Below are 21,536 nucleotides of genomic sequence, written 5' to 3'. Positions count from 1 at the left end.
GCGTTCTAACAATTCGACGGGCGTCTGGTAGCCGCTGATACGGCTCGATGAGTTCTCATGATACCAGTAGGCCGGCCTTGTCGGCCCATCAGCATAAGCCCCGTCTATTGGCCAATATGTGGAATACCCTGCTGGCCGTCGCCGTACAACTGAGGTGGGACCGGTTGCGGACAGTCCGCTTATGCGTGTAGATGGTAGAAATCTGCAATTTGATTCCCGATCTCAAAGCAGACATCCACTGGCTTGCACCACTAGCCATACGCAACTTCAGCTATTACTTGATTGACCAAACACGTTTTGCGATTTCGGATCAGCCCTCGCCCTAGATCTCGGAAAGAGGACGGACAAGGAGAGCTATGACAGATAGCGCTATCGACAAAGTACGCGCCTCACGGGATGGGCACCAATACCACGAAGCTTGGTTGGCGAGGCGCGCATTGGCGTTGCTGTTACCGCGCGACGAGCTATGCGGGATTGCTGTGGAAGGTCTGTCTGTTGAAGACCAGATGAGTGCCAGTCAGGCGACTATCGAAATCGCGGATGCTACCTTTTACTATGGTTCGGTGCCAAATTTCCGAGATGCGACGCGCATTGAAATAGCACAATTTAAATACTCGATTGCAAAAAGGACAACCAACTTTCTCGCCTCAGATGCTGCCAAGACGCTTGAAAAATTTGCAAAATCAGAAGCGTCCTTCTTATCAAGACCTGACCGGTCGAACGTGGCAGGTAAGGTCTCTTACACGATCTACACTAATCGACCCATCAGTCCTGAACTAATCTGTGCCGTCTCTTCTCTGGCAGAAGGGACCGTACCGTCGAATAAAAAGATCCGCGCACAGTACGACGATCTTTTAGCTACGATTCCTTTGAGTGGCGAACAACGCAAGGTGTTTGCGGCCAAGCTGTCTCTCTTTGGTCAAGGTGGCGATCTGCGTATAGTCGAAAAGGGCAATGCGCGAATCATTGCCGACTGGTCGGCTTCGAGTGACGCCATTGCACGCGCTAGGCTGGGTGAGCTTCGGCAGTTGGTGCGCAACAAGGCCGGTTATGCCGGTCAGCACAACAACATCATCACCAAGATCGACGTGCTGGCAGAACTCGGGATTGCCCACGAGCGCGACCTCCTCCCCACTCCGCAGGCTTTTGCTGAATCAGGTCCGGTCGTCGAACGCGAACAACTGCACCAATTCCTCGATGGACTGGCCAGCTCAAGCCTATGGATTGTTCATGCCGCCGGCGGCGTCGGTAAAACCGTCTTCCTGCAGAGCGCTGCAACTCGATTGGCCGAAACCGACGAAGTGGTCATATTCGATTGCTTTGGCGGTGGCGCTTACCGTTCCCCGCTTGATGTGCGGCATCGCCCACAGCAGGGATTGATGCACATCGTCAATGAACTCGCATGTCGTGGCCTGTGCGATCCCATCCTTCCTGGCGCTACCGATCCGACAGAGGTGGTCCGTCTGAGTCTCAAGCGTTTCTCACAGTCGATTGAGGCCCTGCGGCGTATCCGCGCTGCGGCGCGTCTGATTGTCATCATCGACGCCGCCGACAACGCCGCAATGGAGGCCCACGACCGGGGGGAGGTCTCATTTCCGAAGATGTTGCTTGAGAGTTTGTCTTACCCTTCGCTCTCCGTCGATGGTCTCGTGTGTATCGCGACAGCGCGGCCCGAGCGCCGTGCGCTGGCGATAGGCCGGAGCCAGTGCAAGGATTTCGCGCTCAGCGCATTCTCGATCTCCGAAAGCCAGACCTTTATCAAGAAGCGGCGTCCAGAGGCCACGACCTCCCAGATCGAAGCCATTCACCGCCGTTCGAACGGCAATCCCCGGGTGATGGCCAATCTGATTGAACCGGATCGATCCCTGGCCGAAGTCGATACCGGAGCCGCTGCTATTGATCTGAACGATCTCATCCGCCAACGTATCGAGAAGGCGATACGCCTGGCCGACGACAAGGGCAGCACGCGCCAGGAAGTTGCAGCGTTTCTTTGCGCCCTTTCGGTACTTCCCCCTCCGGTCCCGGTCGACGAAATAGCGGCAGCCTTCGGAATTGCTGGTTCCGAAGTGGAAAGCTTCGCAGCAGACCTCTCGCCACTTCTGGAGCGTACACGCCACGGGCTCATCTTCCGCGACGAGCCGACGGAAACATTGGTACGGCAATCCTACGGGCAACAACTCTCGCTGCTGGAAGACGTCGCGACACGTTTGACCAGCTCACAGGGATCATCGGTTTATGCGGCCCGGTCTCTTCCTGCGCTGCTCTTTGCGATGGGACGGACCGATCAACTGCGTGCTCTAGCATTCGACACGCGATTCCCGGCTGAACTCGACAGCGATCTGGCAAAACGTGCTATTCGGCTCAATAGGCTGCGGACGGCTGTGGGAGCGGCCGCCAAGGATAAGGATTTCAGCGCCACCGTCGATCTCCTGGTCGAGCTAGCCGCACTCGTGATCGTTGACGAGCGCGGAGAGGATTATCTGCTCGAACAGCCTGACCTCGTGGTCGGTCTCGGCGACCCCGAGGCGCTGCGGCGTCTGTTCGAAGCACGCACCGGCTGGCCCGGAACACGTCACGCTCGATTGGCGACGGCCTATATCGCCGATGGCGATGCTCCGGAGGCATATGGGCATGCCGTCAGGGCGGATGACTGGCACCGATGGCTCCAACAACAAGATGAGGAGACACGCCGGACAGGTGGTCCCGAATACAGCGATTTTGCCTCGATTGCCTTCTATCTGTTCGCCAAGGGCAAAGCGCAGGAGCTTGCGAGGTACATCTCCCGCTGGAAGCCCTTCTACGGGTTCCTGATTGCAAACCGCTTGTTTGAACATTGCGCGGCGACCGAAGCATTCGGCAACCTGCCTGACCTTGCGAAGACGCTGGTTAGAGTTGTTTCCTTGGCTCAGGTGCCTCCGGCATTGATTGTCGCATCGTTCGCGAACTTTCCCAGCTTTGCTTCCAGGCCACAAGCACGGTCGTTGATGAAGAAGGTGGCGGCAAAGCTGGGTACCGCCAAGGATCTCCCTGAGGAATTCAGTAGCAGGCAGCACGACGACACATACCGCAAGGCATTGATGCGGTGCGCCATCCGAATGGCGAATCTCGGCATGGCGAGGGAACTGAATGGGACATTGCTGGTCGCTGCAACCGAACGTTATCGCATATGGTTGCTGCGTGAAGCGTGGCATGTCGAGCAGCTCGTACCGTTCGCGCTTGGCCTCGCCGCCCGTTGCGTCACCGAGACGCGCGTAGCCGACTTCTTCGACTGTCTGCCACAGGAACTTTGGGTGTTGGTCGAGGACGCCCCACGGCCTTCGACGGACAAGGCGCAGCGGGAATTGTTGGATCAGCGCCTCAAGGAACTGGAAACGACCAAGGACAACACAACGGCGGAAATCGAAGAACGACGGAAGAAAAGCACACTGTCGTCATCGGAGCGGTATTACGTATCAGAAAGGATTTCTCGCGGTATCGTGCCTCTCCTTGCATTGGTGAGACAGCTTACGACCATGATCGCGGCTGTAAAACCCGGTGAAAGGAAGGTCGCGAGCTCTGCATTCCTTGACGCATGGAGAACGCAGCAGACGAATACCAGCGAACGCGGTTTGCATGTACCGCGTGATCAGGTGCGATTTGCAAATGCCCTCTACATGCGATGCGCGCTCGAGCTCTTCACAGCGCTCGATCTGCTCACGGCGGTCACCGCCCAGAAATTGGCTGATTGTTTGGAGGCATGCGAAATCCTGGCGCCCGAAATTGTGATCGGATTTGTCAAACGGCTCGCGGAGCAGCGCGACTGTCACAGTCTTGCTGGGAGTCTGGCCGTGTTGGCTGTCCGATTAATTGAGCGCGAAGACGAAGTACAATATCGCAGCCAATTGTTCGCCCGACTGTCACGCGCGCTTCTGCCCGCCAATCGCGCGGAAGCCGCATCGGTCTTCAAACGCGGATTGAAGGAACTCGACGCCATAGGCTCGGGCGACTACGAATTCACCTACGAACTCTTGGAATTTGCGGCCACCGTGCGCGGCGCTGGTTTGCCACCGCCGCTGGCGCTTCGCCTTGCCAAGATTTGCGAGATCAATGTCTATGACTCGCATAGATGGCATTGGCCGTTGACGGCGAGGGCTTTTTCGCGGGTCATGGGTGCTGCCTACCTTGCACAGATTGCCCGCTGGCATGATCGCGACAAAGTTGATCTGAGCCTGACATTGCCGTCTGCACTCACACATCTACTGAACGACGGCGCATTGAGCCCGTCGTCGGTCGTGTCACTTCTTTGGCTGGTTGATCCGCAGCCTGTGTGGCATTGGGGCTGGGACGATCTCGTCAAGGCCTTGCTAAAGCGAGGTGCTACTGACGCGATTCTGCATGAAGCACTCAATCAATACGAGCGCTCATTCCCCGGTCGCTTATCCAGCCACTATCTTTACGAACTCCGTAGAGCCTTCGATTCCGATCCGAAGATTGCTGCTAGGTTTGTCGAGCGTCTTGAATCTTTCGAACGGCGCAGCACGTTACCGCGAAAAGCCGATACCGAAAGCCGCCCATCCGTGCCGAGTCACATCGGCCTGGATATTAGTCGTAAGAAAGAAGAGGCGGCCCGGCAAGTCATGCTGAAAGAGGCATTGGCCGCTACCGATCCAGCCGATGCTGCGTCGTTCGAGCGCTTTGTGGAAAAATTGGAAGCTGTGCCCGGTTGGCAGGTCAACAAATCCCAAGTTTATAAGTCGCTACGTGATCGCGTTGCCTATGCGGATCGGGCCAAGCACTTGGAAGCTATCGTATCGGCTCGAAATTTGAAGATCTCCGAAAAGAATGACTTGATGCAAGCTGTCAAGGACGAGTGGACAAAAGACTCGCCGACGCAACTGGCGTCTCTGACCGGTTTCGGTCTTCGACTTGTTCGCGAACATGCCGAAGACCTGCTTGGAAAGAAATGGGGCTTTGCTTCCGACATCCACAAACTGTCGGAGGTGACGGGCACACCGATTGACGAACTCGCCATCGCACTGGTCGAGGCAGCGACGACCAGAGAACTCGATGCCGCGGCGATGACATGGCTAAGCACTGCCACAATCCTCTCAAAACGCGCCGATGAGGCCGCGCCACGTAATGCACTTGCCCGTCTACTCGACAGTGGTGCAGCAAGACTTGCGGACGACATCGGCGACGGACCTTGGCGCGAAGAGCTGAATGCCGGAACGGACCCGGACCAAGTTGCCGCCGGGTTGCTATGGTTCGGACTCGGGTCACCGGTTGCCAAGGAACGCTGGCGGGCAGCGCATGCAGTTCAAGCGATGGCCAGGCATGGGCATTGGTCCGTCATCGCGCGGATGTTCACACTGTTCGGCGCTGCCGATGCCGGGGCGTTTCAGGACCGGTCGCTCCCGTTCTTCAAACTGAACGCACAGCTATGGTTTTTGTTGGCTATAGCCCGCATCGCGCTAGATAGTCCGTCCGAAGTCTTGCGTTTTCAATCCGACCTGGAAGCTGTGGCCTTCGATGATACCTTCCCGCATGTCGGACTTCGAGAGGCAGCATGTGGGGCCTTGCGGCATTGTCTCGTGGGCCGACGTGATGCGAGCGCGATGAAGCTTCGGGCACGGATCGGTAAGGTGAACGTTTCGCCGTTTCCCCGTGCCAAGACGCGCAACAAGGCCGTCCGGGATTTTCCGTGGGAGCGGCCAAAAGATGTTCCAGAGTCTGAGCCGCGCTTCTTCTTCGACTATGACTTCGAGAAATACCAGATCGACAAATTGGCCAGAGTGTTCGGGCTTCCGAAGTGGCGGATCAACGACCTATGCCATGAATGGATTAGAGCATGGGCGCCCAGCGTTACATCGATGAACGACTTTTCCGGCAGGAACAAACCATACAGTCAGCGCGGCTATTATCGGCCAACTGAGGAAGCGTATCAATCGCACGGCACTTATCTTGCTTGGCATGCGCTGGCGTTAGTTGGAGGACGCCTGCTTTTGGAGCGTCCCGTTACGGATGAGAGCTATTATGACAATCCCTGGCAGGATTGGCTGTCAGAGTACCGCATCACGCGCAAGGACGGTTACTGGATATCTGATGGCACCGGGCGCTATCCCCTGGTTGCGTCGAATGATCTGAGAACGGGCGTAGGGGATGAAGCGGAACGAGATCTGCCAATTGCCGACAATACGTTGCTGCTGTCTCTTGCAGGCATAGGGCTACAGTTGCCAGAGGACATTGCCGTTCAAGCACGGTGGAACTCGCCGGATGGGGTGGAGTGCAGTATCATGTCCAGCCTAGTCGATCCTAAGCAAGCAGAGTTGACGGCCCTCGCCGTTGCAACATCACCTGGGTCTCACATGTGGTTGCCCTTTCATGAGCCGCATGACGAGGAAGATCCGCGTTTCCGTCGCGATGAGATGCAACCTTGTGAGCCATGGATTACGCATCTCCAGCGGTCGGAGAATTTGGATGAACGCGATCCGTTTGGTGCTCCGTCGGCGCTGTCCATCTATCGGCCCGCAGCATCCGTCATCGCACACTTCCAACTTGCTGCGACCGAGCCTTGGTCGCATGCATGGCAACAGAAGAGTGGTTCGACAGCGTTTCGATACAATGCGTGGGGCGGCTGGCAAGGCGACGGCGAAAGCGCAAAGCGGCGTACCGGCCATGCACTCTATTGCGACCGCGCGTTCCTATCGAAGCTTCTGACGGATCTGGATCGTGACCTTATCGTTCTGGTCAAACTCGAACGCTATCAAGAGAAGAAACGATACAGCGACGAAGCGGGCGAAGAAGGAAAATTTACCCACTCATTCACTGTTGCTGTTTTAGACAAAAAACTCAACGTTCGCGCAATCGAGCCGACGCCGGCGCAAGCAGACGCCGTGTTGAAACTCAGTCAGTACGACGTACACAATTTCGCCAGACGGCTTCGAGCCATCAAAGAGCTGTCGCAGGATAAGAAACCAACGCGCAATGCGCGATCACGCGGAAAGAAGCGTCAGTAGCGCACCGGCTCCGCTGGCCGGGCTCTACTCGCTTCGCTCCCCGCGCCGCGCAATACGGAGCGCCAAAATCGGTTGTGTTTCACATATGATTGCTCATTCTGTTCCGGCACACGAGGTGGAAGAAAATGTTAGAAGATGACGGATTTTGGACATATTCGACAAGGTCTCCCTTTATACGCCCTGCTATCCATGGGAATAACCATACTGGGGCGCTTTGCGGTCGACGCGAGCTATCACCATAGCACGTGGCCTCTCTCGGCCACAGTAGCAGCATCTGTGAAACGTGTCACAGCTGGCGACCGGTCGGGCTGATCTCGCACGATGCTCGAGTTGTAGAAACCTGTCACACCGTGTCACCGTACGATAGCCACAGTGTGCCGGACCTGAGTACAGGAGAAATATGGGTAACATGTCGAATTCGTCTCAACAGTCAGGCACGCAGAGTACCGCGGTAGAGATTCATGAATCGGTGAGCGGGTTTCTTGGCGATGCCGCATCTTGGATGCTGGGCGGTGCATATTGGCTACTCGCGCCGATTGGGCGGGCCATTGCAAGCGGTTACGCTAACTTCGGCACCTGGGTGGACGGCGTCCGGGCCTATATTGTCCAGGCTACAGACACTATAGGCTTCTGGTGGACGCTCGGCTACGCCACGGCTCTGGCTTTGGTCGGCATGATGGTTGCTTACGGTTCCGCCAGGATCATACTGCGCGAGGATGGGAACGGTGCCTGGGATATGGGCCGCCTCGTATTCTTCGGCGCGGCAGTGATTAGTATCCCAGGCACGGTACTATCGTATTTCGGCGCGACACACCTGGGCCCACTGGTCGCCATTCTCTTCCTTACTGCGACAACCCTATGCCATCTCGTGTCAGGGATAGCCCGGTCTGGCATGATCTCCGGTCTTGCCTACGCCACCTTGGCAGCAACCGCATCGTTGTTGATGGCACCGCTGATCACGACGGTCACGGTACTCATCGTGTCACTCGTTGTGGCGATCACCTTGTTGATACTGGCACTTTTCGTAAGCGGGTTCTGACGACACGTACTGCTGGTCGCGGGTTCATGAAATATTCCGCTGGTCAATGATCAGCGGAGGTTTGCGGTGGCGAGATCGGATCGCGAGGCTTTTTGGCGGCCGCACGTCGCGGCGTGGCGGCAAAGCGGAACGTCGTTGGCTGACTATGCCGCGGCGCACGGGATCGGCCGGTGGGCGCTGGGGCGCTGGTCGCGCCGGCTGGCGGCTTCGGATGGGGAGAGCGCTCCGGGTCATAGGGATGGTCCTGGTGCTGTCCCTATGACGGCGAGCGCTCCGATGGTGATGGAGGTGCTGACGGCGTCGCCCCACCGGCGCCGCTGGTCGGAACCCGAGAAACAGCGGCTCGTCGCCGAGACCTTCGAGCCGGGCATGAGCGTATCGCTGGTGGCCCGACGGCGCGGTGTCGATCCCAGTCTGCTGTTCCGCTGGCGCCGCCGCCTGGTCGGCCCGGCCGATCCGCTGCCCGTCTTTGCACCGGTGGAGGTGGCCCGCGGGGAGCCGACCCCGCCCCCGGCGGTGACTCCGGTGCCAACAGGGGGTGGGCTGATCGAGATCGAGTTGGCCGGCGGGCTCCGGCTCCGGGTTGACCAGCACGTCGACGCCGACGCGCTGCGCCGGGTGCTGGGGGTGCTGGGGGTTCTGGAGGGGCCGCGATGATCTCCCTTCCGGCCGGAGTGCGGATCTATCTCGCCTTGGAGCCCTGCGACATGCGCCGGGGGTTCGACGGGCTGGCGCTGATGGTGCAGCAGAGCCTGGGCAAGGACCCGTTCGCCGGGCATCTCTACATATTCCGAGGCAAAGGTGCTGGAAGATTGAAAATCCTCTACGCTGACCAGAACGGCATGTGCCTGTTTGCCAAGCGGCTGGAGCGGGGGCGGTTCGTTTGGCCAATGACCCGCACGCCGGGCGGCAGTGTGGTGCTGACGCCGGCGGAATTGTCGCTGCTGCTCGAAGGGCTGGAATGGCGGCAGACCTTGCCTGCGCGGGGCCCGTCGGTTGCCGGGTAACGGGCCGAAAAAATGAGGGAAGCCAGGGGTTTGGCTGGAATATGGACGATGTCCGGGGTAGAATCGACCATGCGCCTCGACCTCGACAATCTGCCCGGCGATCCCGTCCTGCTCCAGCAGCTGGTGCGCGATCTCGCCGATATTGTCGAGCGCCAGAAGGCCGATCTGGTGGAGATGGAGCGGCTGCGCCTGCGGCTCCAGCAGATGCAGCGCACACTCTATGGCCGCCGCTCCGAACGGCTCGATAGCGACCAGTTGGAGTTGGGACTGGAGGAGCTCGAGGCCGATATCGCCCAGCTCGAGACCAAGATCGCCGCACGCACGCCGGAGCCGGTGGAGGCCGAACCGGTGCGCCGCGGCCGGGACCTGCCCGATCATCTGCCCCATCACGACATCACCCTGGAGCCGGCGGACATCGACGCGGAGGCCGTCTGTCCCTGTTGCGGTGGCGCCCTGCATCCGGCCGGGGAGACCATCTCCAAGATGATCGACTACGTGCCCGCCCAGGTCCGGGTCCTGCGCATCCGCCGGCCGAAATACGGCTGTCGCGGTTGCGGATCGCTGCACCAAGCGCCCCCTCCGGAGAAGGCGATCGCCAAGGGCATGGCCACACCGGCGATGCTGGCCCATATCCTCACCAGCCGCTACTGCGACCACCTGCCGTTCTACCGGCAGGCCCAGATCCTGGCCCGCAATGGGTTCCCGGTCGACCGCTCGGTGCTGGCCGGCTGGGCCGGCCAGGGTTGCTGGTGGTTGGAGGCGGTGCATGCCGAGTTGGCGAAGGCGGTGTTCGCCTCCCCTAAGCTGTTCGCGGACGACACGCCGATGCCGACCCTGAACCCCGGGGCCGGGCGGGTGAAGATCGGCCGGTTTTGGGCCTATGCCCGGGATGACCGCCCCTGGCAGGGGCCGGACCCGCCGGCCGTGGTCTACTTCTACACCCCCGACCGCAAAGGCGAGCGCCCTGCCGACCATCTGCGGGGGTTCCGGGGCGTGCTCCAGGTCGACGGCTATGCCGGGTTCGAGCGGCTGACCACCGGTGGGCAGGTCGTGCTCGCGGCCTGCTGGAGCCACGCACGCCGCCGTTTTTACGACCTGGCGCAGGACGGATCGCCGATCGCGGCTGAAGCCCTGCACCGCATCGCCCAGCTCTATGCCATTGAGGAGCGCATCCGGGGGCGGACGGCGGCAGAACGCCGAGAGGCCCGACAGGCCCATGCCGTGCCGCTGGTCGACGATCTCAAGGCTTGGTTCGAGCAGGAACTCCGCCGCCTGCCGCAACGCGCCAAGCTGGCCGAGGCGATCCGATACGCGCTCGCCCGCTGGGACGGGCTGCGCGTCTATCTGGGCGACGGCCGGGTGGAGATGGACACCAACACTGTGGAACGGACGATCCGCCCGGTGACAATCGGCAGAAAGAACAGCCTGTTCTCGGGCTCCGAGGGCGGGGGCAACCGATGGGCGGTAATCGCCTCTCTCGTCGAGACCTGCAAACTCAACGGCGTCGAGCCCTATGCCTACCTCCGCGACATCCTGGAGCGCATGGTCAACGGATATGCCGCCAACCGTCTCCAAGACCTGCTCCCGTGGAACTGGAAGCCAACCGTCAACACCTGATCCAGTGCGATCACGCCACGCTTACCACTTTTCTTGTTTTCACTGCTTTTCGGCAGGACTCATCACGTCCGAAGCGGGGATACAATCATATTCAGGCGCTGAAGCGACCGCAGCGCCTCAGCACTTCCATCTGTGAAACGTGTCACAGGTTGTCACCATTGGACCAACCATGATGCCGGCGAAGTGGGAGACAATTGCCAGTCGTCGAGGGCCTTAGCAAGGACCCGGCTTCACCAATCCGCTCGTGGCGCAGGAAGCTGGGTGGACGGTCTCTTGACGCCACGCCACACGACCCTTCCACCAAGCCCTGGACACTCTTGCATACTGGGCGTGCCATACCGCGAGCTGTCGTTCTGGTGCGGCTGCGCCAGCGCATGCGCTGCGGTAAGTGATCCACCAGACCCCACTGCTCGAAGAGGCATCCCTCCAGCCGTTCTCGCAGCCCGGCGCAACGCCTCAATTTCAACGTCGCAAGCCCAAGCGAACGTCTCCGCGAGCCGTGCCATCTCAGCTGCATATGGCTTAGCCATGACTGCCCTCAAACTTCACCATCATCAATTCCATACCATACCTGGAGTGGCCGGAGACCGAAAAGGGGCATCGCGTGATCTAATGGCTTCGATATCTCGTATCAATCTCAGATTGAGATAATTATTCATAATGACTGCATTGAGTGTAATGAAATGCTGGAATGTTGCGCTTAGCGATCAATGCAAACTGTCAACATTGCACGCAGCCTTTGCCAGCCATCGTGCCAGTATCGTCGTCTCCGCCAGATGACGCTGCCCTGGCGGTTGGGCAGCAGGCGGATCAGGCCGGCGGTTGGGCTGTGGATGGCTACCACCGCACCGCTGGTGCCCGAGGCGCGGATGGTGCGTTCCTTCAGGGTGCAGGCGGAATCGTAGGCCCCCCAACTCGATCCCGTCCAGTTCCAGGTAGAGCATCGTGACGCCGTTGACCTGTTTCCATGCGCGGCCGCCCTCCGGGTAATAGTCGTAGGTGGCCGCCATGCCGGGGGCGTTGGCACCGACCAGCATGTTGCGGGTAACATAGCGCTAGGTGCGGCCCGCAGCACACGTGCGGTTGCCGCGCGTCGTGGGTCTGGGCGCCCCCCGCCACAGAGCTGATCCCCGGTGATGGGCAGGAAGCGTTCGACAGAAGACTTGCGCGGCATTAGGCTTCCTTCTTCCGACCGCTTCGCCGGATTTCGTCGATGACGGTTCCATTCGTCTTCTCGCGGTCAATCCCTGATAATGCCCCGTTTAACGTCTCTTTCGTGAGACCCGCAGCGGTGGCGTTGTAGAGCCAACGGACAAACTGGGCTAGCAGCCGTTCATTCTCGACCTTCAACCGCTCATTCTCGGCCTTGAGGCTGGCTATGCGCGTTTGGGCGGCAAGTAGCTCGACGGATCCCCTCTGAGTCCGCTCCGGCAGGTTCTTCAGAACATTGCTGCGGGTCGTGTACGCCGTTTTGATGCGTTCGCGCTTCTCAAGAGCCTGTCGCGTGTATCGATGCCCGAGGCGCCCCTCGACTGCGGATTCGATCTCCCGCCAAGTCAGTGGCGTCTTGATATCCCAGCCGGTTATCATCTCGCAGATGGTTTCGATATCTGCGTCGGTCAGATGCCGGGCCATTAGTCGCCTCCCAGCAGGTCTTGCAAGTCGTTGAAAGTCTCGTTGTCAGGTCCTTCGATCAGCATCCTGTCCTGGACCGCCAGCCGGATCGGAGAGAACTCCTTAGGGTTGGTTAGCCGGATCAGGCTGCCCGCCGGGACCGCAGGATCGTCGAGGATGCCAACCAGGATACGAAGCCGGTCGACGGTGGCTTGGTGGTGTTCCTGCCACCGCTCGGCACCGTAATAGCCCTCGGCTGCCGCCTTCTTCGCCTGTTCCAACTGCGCCTCGGCGAGCGCCAGTTGCTCCTTGATACGGGCCGTCTTAGCACCGTCGCCCTTAACGCAGATGTGCTCGTTGCACTGGACGCAATCCCGGTGCTTCTCGCAAGGCAAGGCCGTAAAGTCGTGGACGCAAAACCCGAGTTCGGTGACATGGGCCGTCGGATATTCCAGCATCATGAACTCGTCGCGGGAGATCGGCGCCTTGGCGACGAGTTCTGCAAGGCCACCGAAAAGGTGCTTATCGTCGATAGTCAGGTCACGAGCCATCGCAAGAAACTCTTCCGGCGCCATGTGGTTGTAGTCCTGGTTTTGCCGAATGTCCTTCCGGCCGGACCACTTGGCGATGTCGAGCTGAGACATGCCGCCGCGATGGGCCAATGTGTTGAGCCAGTGGCGAAACTGGTGGGAATGCACCTTAATCCGGCTGCCATCAGACTCGGTGAAGCCAAACCGGTCGAACATCGATTCAGTTGCCTCTTTCCCGCCCAATGCGTCGTTGATGTGCCCGGTGGTCACCGGCTCCACCAAACACAGAATAGTGCCCCGCTGGGCGTGCATCTCATTCTGCCGGACAACAATTAGTGCTTCGGAATATTTCAGCCCGGTGCGCTTGTCTATGACTGGGAAGCCCTTGGGCAGCTTCGCCAGAACTGCCGATTGGAGTTCATCAAAGCGAACCCGTTTCGACCGCTTTCCCGTGGGCGGATCGTAGGTCGGGACGTTGTTGCCGTTCACCCAAGATCGCGTCGCTTGGATACCTGCTAACCCAAGAATCTGAGTGACTTCCTCAAGCAGCAGATATTTCTTGGTGCGCAGGTACTCCGTGCCCCGTGGAAGATAAATCTGATCTGGATGCTGCTCGTACCAAGCGGCAATTTCTCGCGCCGGCCGGCTGACTTCACGGAGCTTTGCAATGGCGGCCTTGGCTACTTCAACCATGGTCGGCGCGATCCATTTTACCATCGGTTCGGCGCCCTTTTCTGGGAGCCACCGCAACCCATAAATCGGCTTCCCCTTATGTATTTCTTCGACCTCGCAATTAGCCCGCAGGCCGAACACCTCGCCAATCCGATCAGGTGCTGTACAAAGGAGTGCGGCTACCGAGGACGCTATGATGTCTCGTGGTTCGACGGCGATGTTGAAACAGCGAGGCAACGCTTCGAGTGCGGCCTGGGAGGGCATTGACGCCGACCGCGCCTCATCGGCGGCCTTTCCCACGCGGGTTCGGATCTCGCGGGGGCGCCGAATCTGGCAATTCCATTTGAACGGGTTGGCGAGCCGGTTCTCAACCATGAATCCAGCAAGACGTTCCAGGGCGCATCCAACCCGATACGCGGTGGCTTCTTCAAACCGCTCCCGGATCAGTTCAACAGCGCGATTGCAAATAACCGGGGTCACTCGGTGGATCGCTGAGTCGCCGTGGGTCTCGATCAGTGCCTTCTCCAGGACCCTAAGCGAGGCCATGAGGTGGGCCAGTTGGACCTTGCCGACGAGCGCTCTGGTGTACAGAAAGTAGGCTTTGGCAAAGCTCCGGAAAGGTTCAGACATCCATCCTGAAACGGCTTTAGGTTGCCCTTGAGATTTTCTAGCTGAATCAAAGGAGGTGAACGCTGCGGCAACTCTGCTATCACCAATACCACTGACTTGAACGGTCCCACGCAGGTCCCAATTGTTCTCTTCCCAGGACAAGACCTCGGGATATGCCTTCAACAACGGCTTGGCGATCTTAATAAGTGCGGCGAGATTGGCCTCGGCTGTCGCCTGCGCATTCGGAACGAAATGGACGACGGTCGTCATTCGGCAGCCTCTCCCATCCGCTCCTGGCAGAGGCGGACGACCTCGGCGCAGGCGTAGATGACACGGTCGTTGATCGCGGCGATCGTGGCGTCGCCGGTTTGCACCATGATGCGCTGTCGATCGGCGAGCAGCTGCTCCAGGACTTGCTCATGGGGACCATCCAACCAGGGTTGGAAGTTCCGGCAGGTGTAGCAGGCGATAGGTGCCATCGCCCCGCAGAAGCCGTAGCTGCCGCAGCTACCGACCGGGTGCTTCAGATCACCGGGGGTGACAATCCGAGATCGAGGATCATCCGCTCGTTCCGCTTGGTCTTCCCCGTCAATTAGCAATCCGACAAAGGCCTGCGCCATCGGCGCCAACTCCATCGCCATCGCCCTGTCGATGCGCTCGACGATCTCGGGCACTGCCTCCACATAAACTCCCACGTTCTGGGTGTCGGAATGATCCAGAATTTCGGCGATGACGAGTTCGGAAAGACCTTCACGGGCGGCCCTGGTGCCGAGGGTATATCGAAACCTCCGCGTCGAGACGATCAGAGAAAATCCAGTCCGCTCGCTCACAACCTTCAACACATCAAAGACCGACTGTACCCGATTATTCAGATCGGTAGCCGTACTGTGGTGAAGAAGACCTTCGCTGGTGTTGACGTTCTCTGGATTAGGCCAAAACGGCAGCTGATCCAGCGGTATGCCGAGGTTTACCCAAACCCGCTTCGTCGCTTCGCAATGTGCTTCGACTAGGCGCCCGAGGTCTCCAGATAGTCTACGAGGCTTGAATTCGGCTCGCGGCTCCTTGCCTCGCTGTTTTGCCCTTGGCAGCTGGATCAGGTACGCCCGCTCGCCACTGCTCGCTTGGGTGACGGAAAAATCGCTAATCTTCAGGGTCGCAAGCTGGATCGCGCGGGCGCCCAGAGCCAGGAACAACTGGACCAAGACGTAATCAGCGATGTCTATTTCGTCATGAGCAAAGGCGTCGTTCAGGGCGGTGACGATGGCCTGTAACTCCATCTCGGTGAACGGCCCCTTCTCTGGGTCCGCTGTTCGAACTGCGTCGCCCTTGCGGTTCCCTTTGAGCCGAACCTTGTCCAGGACCTTGATGACCTCGGGATCCAGTCCAGCCAGACGAAGATCCACCCAACTACGGAAGAAACCGCGTAGGGTTCCAAGATACCATTCGGTGTTCGAGGCAAGCGTTGCGCGATAGGACAGGACATCTGGCGCCGTGATCTTCTGGAGCGGGACCGCCTTACCTGCAAATCGGATGAAGGCAACAAACCTATCCATGATGTTGTTTGCGTGCGCGAGAGAATGCCGTTCCATGTAATGGACGATGACTGCTTTCGCGGAAGCTACCAGTTCATCTGAGGCAAATTCCCGTAGGCGACGAAACGAAAACTGATAGGCCGCAGACGGTCCTGTGACATACCAGACATCACCATCAAGGCACACTTCGGCGCCATCGCGGCTGCGGATGGATGAAGGCAGGTCGGCGAGCGGCTTCACTGAAACATGGCTGTTCATTCACTGCCCCCCGGGAGAAGAACCTTCTGATGTTCCAGCAAGAACCGCTCGGCATCCTCGCGGATTTTGCGGCGGTTGTAGGTAGCGGCCGTCCCAGAAGTCGGCGACCATCCCATCATCTCAGAGCGCAGTTGCGCCTCCCGCTCCGACGCCACGCCCTTGGCGTCGATGAGACGGCTGAAGGCGTCGTTCCAGGCGTGGCGAAGGACATGGGTGGTGAGGTAATCGGGCACTTCGGTGCGCTGCCTCAACTGCTCGAATACCCGGCTCTCGCCACTGAGGCTGAGTGGCTTGCCCAACTGATGAGAGACGAAGAGGAACTGATGCTTCGCCGCGTTCGGCACCTTGCGGCGGATCTGGATCATGTAATCCTGGATCATGTCGATCAGCCCGTCTTTCAGCGGCAGCCACCGATCCCGGGTTTTCGCCAGCGGCTGCTGGCGTCGTGGATCCTCCGCATCGTCCGCATTTCTGGCGATCAGAAGCCTCTTGCGGCGAAAATCGATGTGGTCGGTGATCTTGATGCCCAGCGCCTCGCCACGCCGGATGCCAAGGCCGTAGAACATGTGGACTAGGAGCCTGTTGCGGATTTGGAGGCCGAAATCCGCCCAAGGGTTTTCCGGCGCCCCCGGTTCGATCACCGCCAGGAGGCGATCGATGACGTCCTGCGGCGGCGCCTCCCTCTTGCCGACGACGTTCCTGCCCCGGGTCTTCGGAATGGTCGTGGTCAAGTTGGCGATCATTTGGCCCAGTGCTTCCTTGCGAAGGGCCGATGTCTGTAGGTCGAGATCCAAATTTCCCATCTGCCCGAGCCAGGCGAGATAGTCAGCGACCGTCCGAAGGCGATTGGCGGCCGTGTCCTTCTGAACGGACCGGACAGGACGTGGCGCCTTCATCCGCACCTGCTCCAGCGAGACCACCTTCGGCGGCTTGACCGGCTTGGCGGGCGGCGCCACGTCTAGCTCATCGAGGTGCTTCTGAGCGGCGGCGGCCAAGCTGCTGATCTCGTTGGGGCGCAGATAGTCGCCCGAGTGCATCCTGGCCTCGATGTCGACGCCCTGGGCATCAGCCCAGAGATAGAGGAATTTGAGAGCGTAGCAGTTCGCTTGCAGGGTGTTGGCGGCGGGGTTGGCTGCCCGCCGCGCCGTCACGATCCACTCCGTCGTCCGGAACAACGGGACGCCATCTTCACCGATCATGAGAGGCATTCGCTCTCCCTGATCCATGACGATCATTCGGACCTGATACCCCGGCATTCTTTACACTCTGCCCCGGTGGTCATTTCACGGGGAGAGGCTAATCTAAGCGATCGGGGTGTGCAACCCCGATTCGCAAGGAATAACGGGAGAACGCAGTCGAAACTTTACAGGACTAACGGCAGTGGATTTTAGAACGGAATTTCGTCGTCCAGATCGGCCGCGGGGCTGGGCCGGCTGCTGCCGCCACCGGAGCCGCCGCGTGAGCCGCCGCCACGGTTGCCGCCGCCGTAATCGCCGCCGCCACCGCCATAGGAGCCACCGCCCCCACCGCCGTAGCTGCTGCCACCACCGTAGCCGCCGCCGCCATAATCGCCGCCGCGGTCATCATAGCTGGCGCCGCCAGCGCCGGCCCCCATACCGCCGCCTTCACGGCCATCCAGCAGGGTCAGTTCGCCCCGGAACTGCCGCAGCACGACCTCCGTCGTGTAGCGCTCCTGGCCCTGCTGATCCTGCCACTTGCGGGTCTCAAGCTGACCCTCGATATAGACCTTGCTGCCCTTCTTCAGGAAACGCTCGGCCACGCCGACCAGATTTTCGTTGAAGATCACGACGCTATGCCACTGCGTGCGTTCCTGCCGCTCGCCCGTGCCGCGGTCCTTCCAGGTTTCCGACGTCGCGATGCGCAGCGTGCAGACCTTGCCGCCATTCTGCAATGACCGGACTTCCGGTTCCTTGCCCAGGTTACCGATGAGGATGACCTTGTTGACGCTGCCCGCCATGCTGTCGCTCTTTCGCAAAAAGGGATCGTCGGCGGAAGTCGCCCACCGCCGGATGGCTCGCAGCCTACACGCTGCCCCCTGCTGCTTTCTACATTTTTAATGGGAACAATACAAGAACATTGCATTCCGCTCATGGACAGGGCATTGTCACCCCGTCCTATGATCAGCCGGACGCGACCATGAGCGACCTTCCCTTTGCCGATGCCGAGCAGGCCTTGAAAAATCATGCCCTGACCCTGCCCGAGGCGGCGGAGGATTTCCCCTGGGGGGAACGGGTCATCAAGGTGCGGGGCAAGATCTTTATCTTTGTCCACCATTATGAGGGCGTGTTCAGGGTCAGCCTGAAACTCCCCCATTCCCGCGACTTTGCCCTGGATATGCCGGGCGCCGCCCCCACAGGATACGGGCTGGGCAAGGCCGGGTGGGTGACGTTCAAGTTTCACTCGGGTGACGAGGTGGATGTCGAACGGTTGTGCCACTGGACGCTGGAAAGCTATCGCGCCGTGGCGCCCAAACGGTTATCAGCCCTTTTGCCCACATGACGGGGCCGCGTCCGCGTGGCCTTTTCAAACCGGCCGCATCGCCTATCCTTAACCGCACCGCAGCATCCGCCCGCCCCACGGGACAGAAAGCCGAAGATCAAAGCCGATGAACAAGCATATTTCCGTCCGTGGCGCCCGCGAACATAATTTGAAGAATGTCGATGTCGACCTGCCGCGCGACAGCCTGGTGGTTATTACCGGCCTGTCGGGGTCGGGTAAATCCTCGCTGGCCTTCGACACGATCTATGCCGAGGGGCAGCGGCGTTATGTGGAAAGCCTGTCGGCCTATGCGCGCCAGTTCCTGGAGCTGATGCAGAAGCCCGATGTGGACAGCATCGAGGGCTTGTCGCCCGCCATCTCCATCGAACAGAAGACGACCAGCCGCAATCCCCGCTCCACCGTCGGCACGGTGACGGAGATTTATGACTATATGCGCTTGTTGTTCGCGCGCATTGGCGTTCCCTACTCCCCCGCCACCGGCCTGCCCATTGAAAGCCAGACGGTCAGCCAGATGGTGGACCGCATCTTGAACATGCCGGAGGGCACGCGGCTGTACCTTCTGGCCCCCATCGCGCGCGGCAAGAAGGGGGAGTTCAAGAAGGAACTGGCGGAACTGCGCAAGCGCGGATTTCAGCGCGTGAAGATCAATGGCGAGATGTATGAGATCGAGGATGCCCCCACCCTCGACAAGAAGCTGAAGCATGATATCGAGGTGGTGGTCGACCGGTTGAAGGTGCAGGCCGACCTGGGCAACCGGCTGGCGGACAGTATCGAAACCGGCCTGGAACTGTCCGACGGCCTGATCTTTGCCGAGAATGCCGACAATGGCGAACGGACCGTGTTTTCCGCCAAGTTCGCCTGCCCCGTCAGTGGTTTCACCATTGAGGAGGTGGAGCCGCGCCTGTTCAGCTTCAACAACCCGTTTGGCGCCTGCCCGGCCTGTGACGGGCTGGGGTCGAAGCATTATTTCGACCCGATGCTGGTGGTCCCGGATGAGCGGTTGAGCCTGCGGGAGGGTGCCATCGCGTCCTGGGCCAATTCCACCTCGCAATATTATCTGCAGACCCTGGAAAGCATCTGCGCCCATTATGGCAGCAAGATCGACACGCCCTGGGAGAAGCAGCCCGAAGAGGTGCGCAACTGCATCCTGTTCGGGTCGGGCAAGGTGGCCATTACGATGCGCTATGATGACGGCTTGCGGTCTTATGAGACCAAGAAGCCGTTCGAAGGCGTGGTGAACAACCTTCAGCGCCGCTGGAAGGAAACCGAAAGCGCGCTGGTGCGCGAGGAACTGTCCAAGTACCAGTCGTCGCAGCCCTGTGAGGCCTGTAACGGCGCGCGTCTGAAGCCGGAGGCCTTGGCCGTCAAGATCAAGGGCCTGTCCATCGCCGATATCAGCCGCATGTCCATCCGCCAGGCCGGCGAATGGTTCCTGGCCCTTGATCCGCATCTGACGCAGAAGCAGCGCGACATTGCCGTGCGTATCTTGAAAGAGATCAATGAGCGCTTGGGCTTCCTTAACAATGTCGGCCTGGAATATCTGGCGCTGGACCGCGCGTCGGGCACGCTCTCAGGCGGGGAAAGCCAGCGTATCCGGCTAGCATCACAGATCGGGTCCGGCCTGACGGGCGTGCTCTATGTGCTGGACGAGCCGTCGATCGGCCTGCATCAGCGCGATAATGACCGGCTGCTGGCGACGCTGAAACGCCTGCGCGATATCGGTAATACCGTCATCGTCGTCGAACATGATGAGGATGCAATCCGCATCGCCGATTATCTGGTCGATATGGGGCCGGGGGCGGGTGTGCATGGCGGCACGGTCGTGGCGCAGGGTACGCCGGCGGAGGTGATGGCCCACCCGGACAGCCTGACGGCGCAATATCTGTCGGGCCGCCGCCGCATCGAGATTCCCAAGCATCGCCGGCCGGGCCATCCCGGACAGTTCCTGGAGGTCACCGGCTGCCGCACCAACAATCTGCGCGATGTGTCGGCCAAGGTGCCGTTGGGCACCTTCACCTGCGTCACGGGCGTGTCGGGCGGCGGCAAATCCACCCTGGTGGTCGAGACCTTGTACAAGGCGCTGGCCAAGAAGCTGATGGGGGCGCGGGAACATCCGGGCGAGCATGACGCCATCCATGGGCTGGAGAATATCGACAAGGTGATCGATATCGACCAGTCGCCCATCGGCCGCACGCCGCGATCCAACCCCGCCACCTATACCGGCTGTTTCACCCCCATCCGTGACTGGTTCGCGGGCCTGCCGGAGGCGAAGGCGCGCGGCTATGGGCCGGGGCGGTTCAGCTTCAACGTCAAGGGCGGGCGGTGCGAGGCGTGCCAGGGCGATGGCGTCATCAAGATCGAGATGCATTTCCTGCCCGATGTCTATGTCACCTGCGATGTCTGCCACGGCAAACGCTATAACCGCGAAACGCTGGAGGTCCATTACAAGGGCAAGAGCATCGCCGAGGTGCTGGACATGACGGTGGAGGAAGGGGCGGAGTTCTTCCGCGCCGTGCCGTCCATCCGCGACAAGCTGGAAACGCTGGACCGTGTCGGCCTTGGCTATATCAAGATCGGACAGCCGGCCACTACGCTTTCGGGTGGTGAGGCGCAGCGCGTGAAGCTGGCCAAGGAACTGTCCCGCCGGTCCACGGGGCGCACCATCTATATCCTGGACGAACCCACCACCGGCCTGCATTTCGAGGATGTGCGCAAGCTGCTGGAAGTGCTGCACGCCCTGGTGGATCAGGGCAATACCGTGCTGGTGATCGAGCATAATCTGGAGGTCATCAAGACCGCCGACTGGATCATCGATATGGGGCCGGAGGGCGGCAATGGCGGCGGCGAGATCGTGGCTGCCGGCACGCCCGAACAGGTGGCCAAGGTGGCGCGCAGCCATACGGGCCATTACCTGGCGCCTTATCTGAAGGTGGCGAAGACGCGCAAGGCGGGGTGAGGATGGAGCGGGGGGCGAGGGCAGAGCGATCTCGCTATGCCGCCCCCTCCTCCTTCGTCATCCCGGCGCCAAGCCGGGACCCAGGGGCCAAATGCCCGACCTTTCAGCGGCGAAGGCCGGCGCTGCGTCCAGGTTTGTTCTTGTGGCCCCTGGGTCCCGGCTTGGCGCCGGGATGACGTGTAATCTG

13 protein-coding genes and 1 pseudogene are annotated in these 21,536 nt (G+C 60.1%); 8 read left to right on the top strand and 6 right to left on the bottom strand.

Translation table 11 applies throughout. The features are described from left to right. The first annotated feature begins 356 nt into the window (after window positions 1–356). From C0V82_RS03910 to tnpC, 6 genes and pseudogenes are all read left to right on the top strand, one after another. Complete coding sequence (locus C0V82_RS03910; RefSeq protein ID WP_102111204.1) at window positions 357–6,995, top strand: hypothetical protein; 6,639 nt, start codon at window positions 357–359, stop codon at window positions 6,993–6,995. Between the two features lie 400 nt (window positions 6,996–7,395). Next, entirely contained in the window at window positions 7,396–8,034 is a 639-nt protein-coding gene (locus C0V82_RS03905) for a hypothetical protein (RefSeq protein WP_102111203.1), read from the top strand. Between the two features lie 66 nt (window positions 8,035–8,100). After that, window positions 8,101–8,298: pseudogene (gene tnpA / locus C0V82_RS27900) on the top strand (IS66 family insertion sequence element accessory protein TnpA); the annotation flags it as partial. 12 nt (window positions 8,299–8,310) lie between these two features. Then, window positions 8,311–8,691, top strand: a complete 381-nt coding sequence (tnpA, locus tag C0V82_RS27895; RefSeq protein ID WP_425438248.1) for an IS66-like element accessory protein TnpA — start codon at window positions 8,311–8,313, stop codon at window positions 8,689–8,691. Continuing rightward, entirely contained in the window at window positions 8,688–9,041 is a 354-nt protein-coding gene (gene tnpB / locus C0V82_RS03895; protein ID WP_102111201.1) for an IS66 family insertion sequence element accessory protein TnpB, read from the top strand. The genes tnpA (C0V82_RS27895) and tnpB overlap by 4 nt, the downstream gene beginning before the upstream one ends. A gap of 69 nt (window positions 9,042–9,110) precedes the next feature. Next, window positions 9,111–10,658, top strand: a complete 1,548-nt coding sequence (tnpC, locus tag C0V82_RS03890) for an IS66 family transposase (RefSeq protein ID WP_102113218.1) — start codon at window positions 9,111–9,113, stop codon at window positions 10,656–10,658. 707 nt (window positions 10,659–11,365) lie between these two features. On the opposite strand, the gene C0V82_RS26730 is transcribed toward tnpC, so the two are convergent. The 6 genes from C0V82_RS26730 to ssb all read right to left on the bottom strand — a co-directional run bounded on the left by C0V82_RS26730 (window position 11,366) and on the right by ssb (window position 17,851). Then, on the bottom strand, window positions 11,366–11,695 hold the full coding sequence (locus C0V82_RS26730; protein ID WP_158659720.1) for a hypothetical protein: 330 nt from the start codon (window positions 11,693–11,695) through the stop codon (window positions 11,366–11,368). 136 nt (window positions 11,696–11,831) lie between these two features. After that, window positions 11,832–12,293: a hypothetical protein gene (locus tag C0V82_RS03880; RefSeq protein ID WP_102111199.1), complete on the bottom strand. Its 462-nt coding sequence runs from the start codon at window positions 12,291–12,293 to the stop codon at window positions 11,832–11,834. Further along, window positions 12,293–14,353, bottom strand: coding sequence for an integrase (locus tag C0V82_RS03875; RefSeq protein ID WP_102111198.1), 2,061 nt, complete (start codon window positions 14,351–14,353; stop codon window positions 12,293–12,295). The genes C0V82_RS03880 and C0V82_RS03875 overlap by 1 nt, the downstream gene beginning before the upstream one ends. Next, window positions 14,350–15,873 (bottom strand): site-specific integrase, encoded by a 1,524-nt coding sequence (locus C0V82_RS03870; RefSeq protein ID WP_102111197.1) that lies wholly within the window; start codon window positions 15,871–15,873, stop codon window positions 14,350–14,352. The genes C0V82_RS03875 and C0V82_RS03870 overlap by 4 nt, the downstream gene beginning before the upstream one ends. Then, on the bottom strand, window positions 15,870–17,108 hold the full coding sequence (locus C0V82_RS03865) for a tyrosine-type recombinase/integrase (protein WP_158659719.1): 1,239 nt from the start codon (window positions 17,106–17,108) through the stop codon (window positions 15,870–15,872). The genes C0V82_RS03870 and C0V82_RS03865 overlap by 4 nt, the downstream gene beginning before the upstream one ends. A gap of 152 nt (window positions 17,109–17,260) precedes the next feature. Further along, window positions 17,261–17,851, bottom strand: coding sequence for a single-stranded DNA-binding protein (ssb, locus tag C0V82_RS03860; protein ID WP_102111195.1), 591 nt, complete (start codon window positions 17,849–17,851; stop codon window positions 17,261–17,263). 179 nt (window positions 17,852–18,030) lie between these two features. Here ssb and C0V82_RS03855 point away from each other — a divergent pair, with 179 nt between their 5' ends. Next, window positions 18,031–18,393 (top strand): MmcQ/YjbR family DNA-binding protein, encoded by a 363-nt coding sequence (locus C0V82_RS03855; RefSeq protein ID WP_158659718.1) that lies wholly within the window; start codon window positions 18,031–18,033, stop codon window positions 18,391–18,393. Window positions 18,394–18,499: 106 nt separating this feature from the next. Then, window positions 18,500–21,349 (top strand): excinuclease ABC subunit UvrA, encoded by a 2,850-nt coding sequence (uvrA, locus tag C0V82_RS03850; RefSeq protein WP_102111193.1) that lies wholly within the window; start codon window positions 18,500–18,502, stop codon window positions 21,347–21,349. Window positions 21,350–21,536 lie beyond the last annotated feature (187 nt).

Origin of the sequence: Niveispirillum cyanobacteriorum, assembly GCF_002868735.1 — a bacterium.
In the GTDB taxonomy this organism is placed as follows: Bacteria; Pseudomonadota; Alphaproteobacteria; order Azospirillales; family Azospirillaceae; genus Niveispirillum; species Niveispirillum cyanobacteriorum.
This window is presented reverse-complemented; position numbering and strand designations above follow the sequence as displayed.

What these genes read in the sequence shown, in the direction of transcription:
- uvrA (WP_102111193.1), top strand. Translation starts at nt 18,500, where the DNA reads ATGAACAAGCATATTTCCGTCCGTGGCGCCCGCGAACATAATTTGAAG.
- C0V82_RS03905 (WP_102111203.1), top strand. Translation starts at nt 7,396, where the DNA reads ATGGGTAACATGTCGAATTCGTCTCAACAGTCAGGCACGCAGAGTACC.
- C0V82_RS26730 (WP_158659720.1), bottom strand. Translation starts at nt 11,695, where the DNA reads ATGCTGGTCGGTGCCAACGCCCCCGGCATGGCGGCCACCTACGACTAT.
- C0V82_RS03870 (WP_102111197.1), bottom strand. Translation starts at nt 15,873, where the DNA reads ATGAACAGCCATGTTTCAGTGAAGCCGCTCGCCGACCTGCCTTCATCC.
- tnpB (WP_102111201.1), top strand. Translation starts at nt 8,688, where the DNA reads ATGATCTCCCTTCCGGCCGGAGTGCGGATCTATCTCGCCTTGGAGCCC.
- C0V82_RS03910 (WP_102111204.1), top strand. Translation starts at nt 357, where the DNA reads ATGACAGATAGCGCTATCGACAAAGTACGCGCCTCACGGGATGGGCAC.
- C0V82_RS03855 (WP_158659718.1), top strand. Translation starts at nt 18,031, where the DNA reads ATGAGCGACCTTCCCTTTGCCGATGCCGAGCAGGCCTTGAAAAATCAT.
- C0V82_RS03880 (WP_102111199.1), bottom strand. Translation starts at nt 12,293, where the DNA reads ATGGCCCGGCATCTGACCGACGCAGATATCGAAACCATCTGCGAGATG.
- tnpA (WP_425438248.1), top strand. Translation starts at nt 8,311, where the DNA reads ATGGTGATGGAGGTGCTGACGGCGTCGCCCCACCGGCGCCGCTGGTCG.
- ssb (WP_102111195.1), bottom strand. Translation starts at nt 17,851, where the DNA reads ATGGCGGGCAGCGTCAACAAGGTCATCCTCATCGGTAACCTGGGCAAG.
- C0V82_RS03875 (WP_102111198.1), bottom strand. Translation starts at nt 14,353, where the DNA reads ATGACGACCGTCGTCCATTTCGTTCCGAATGCGCAGGCGACAGCCGAG.
- C0V82_RS03865 (WP_158659719.1), bottom strand. Translation starts at nt 17,108, where the DNA reads ATGATCGTCATGGATCAGGGAGAGCGAATGCCTCTCATGATCGGTGAA.
- tnpC (WP_102113218.1), top strand. Translation starts at nt 9,111, where the DNA reads ATGCGCCTCGACCTCGACAATCTGCCCGGCGATCCCGTCCTGCTCCAG.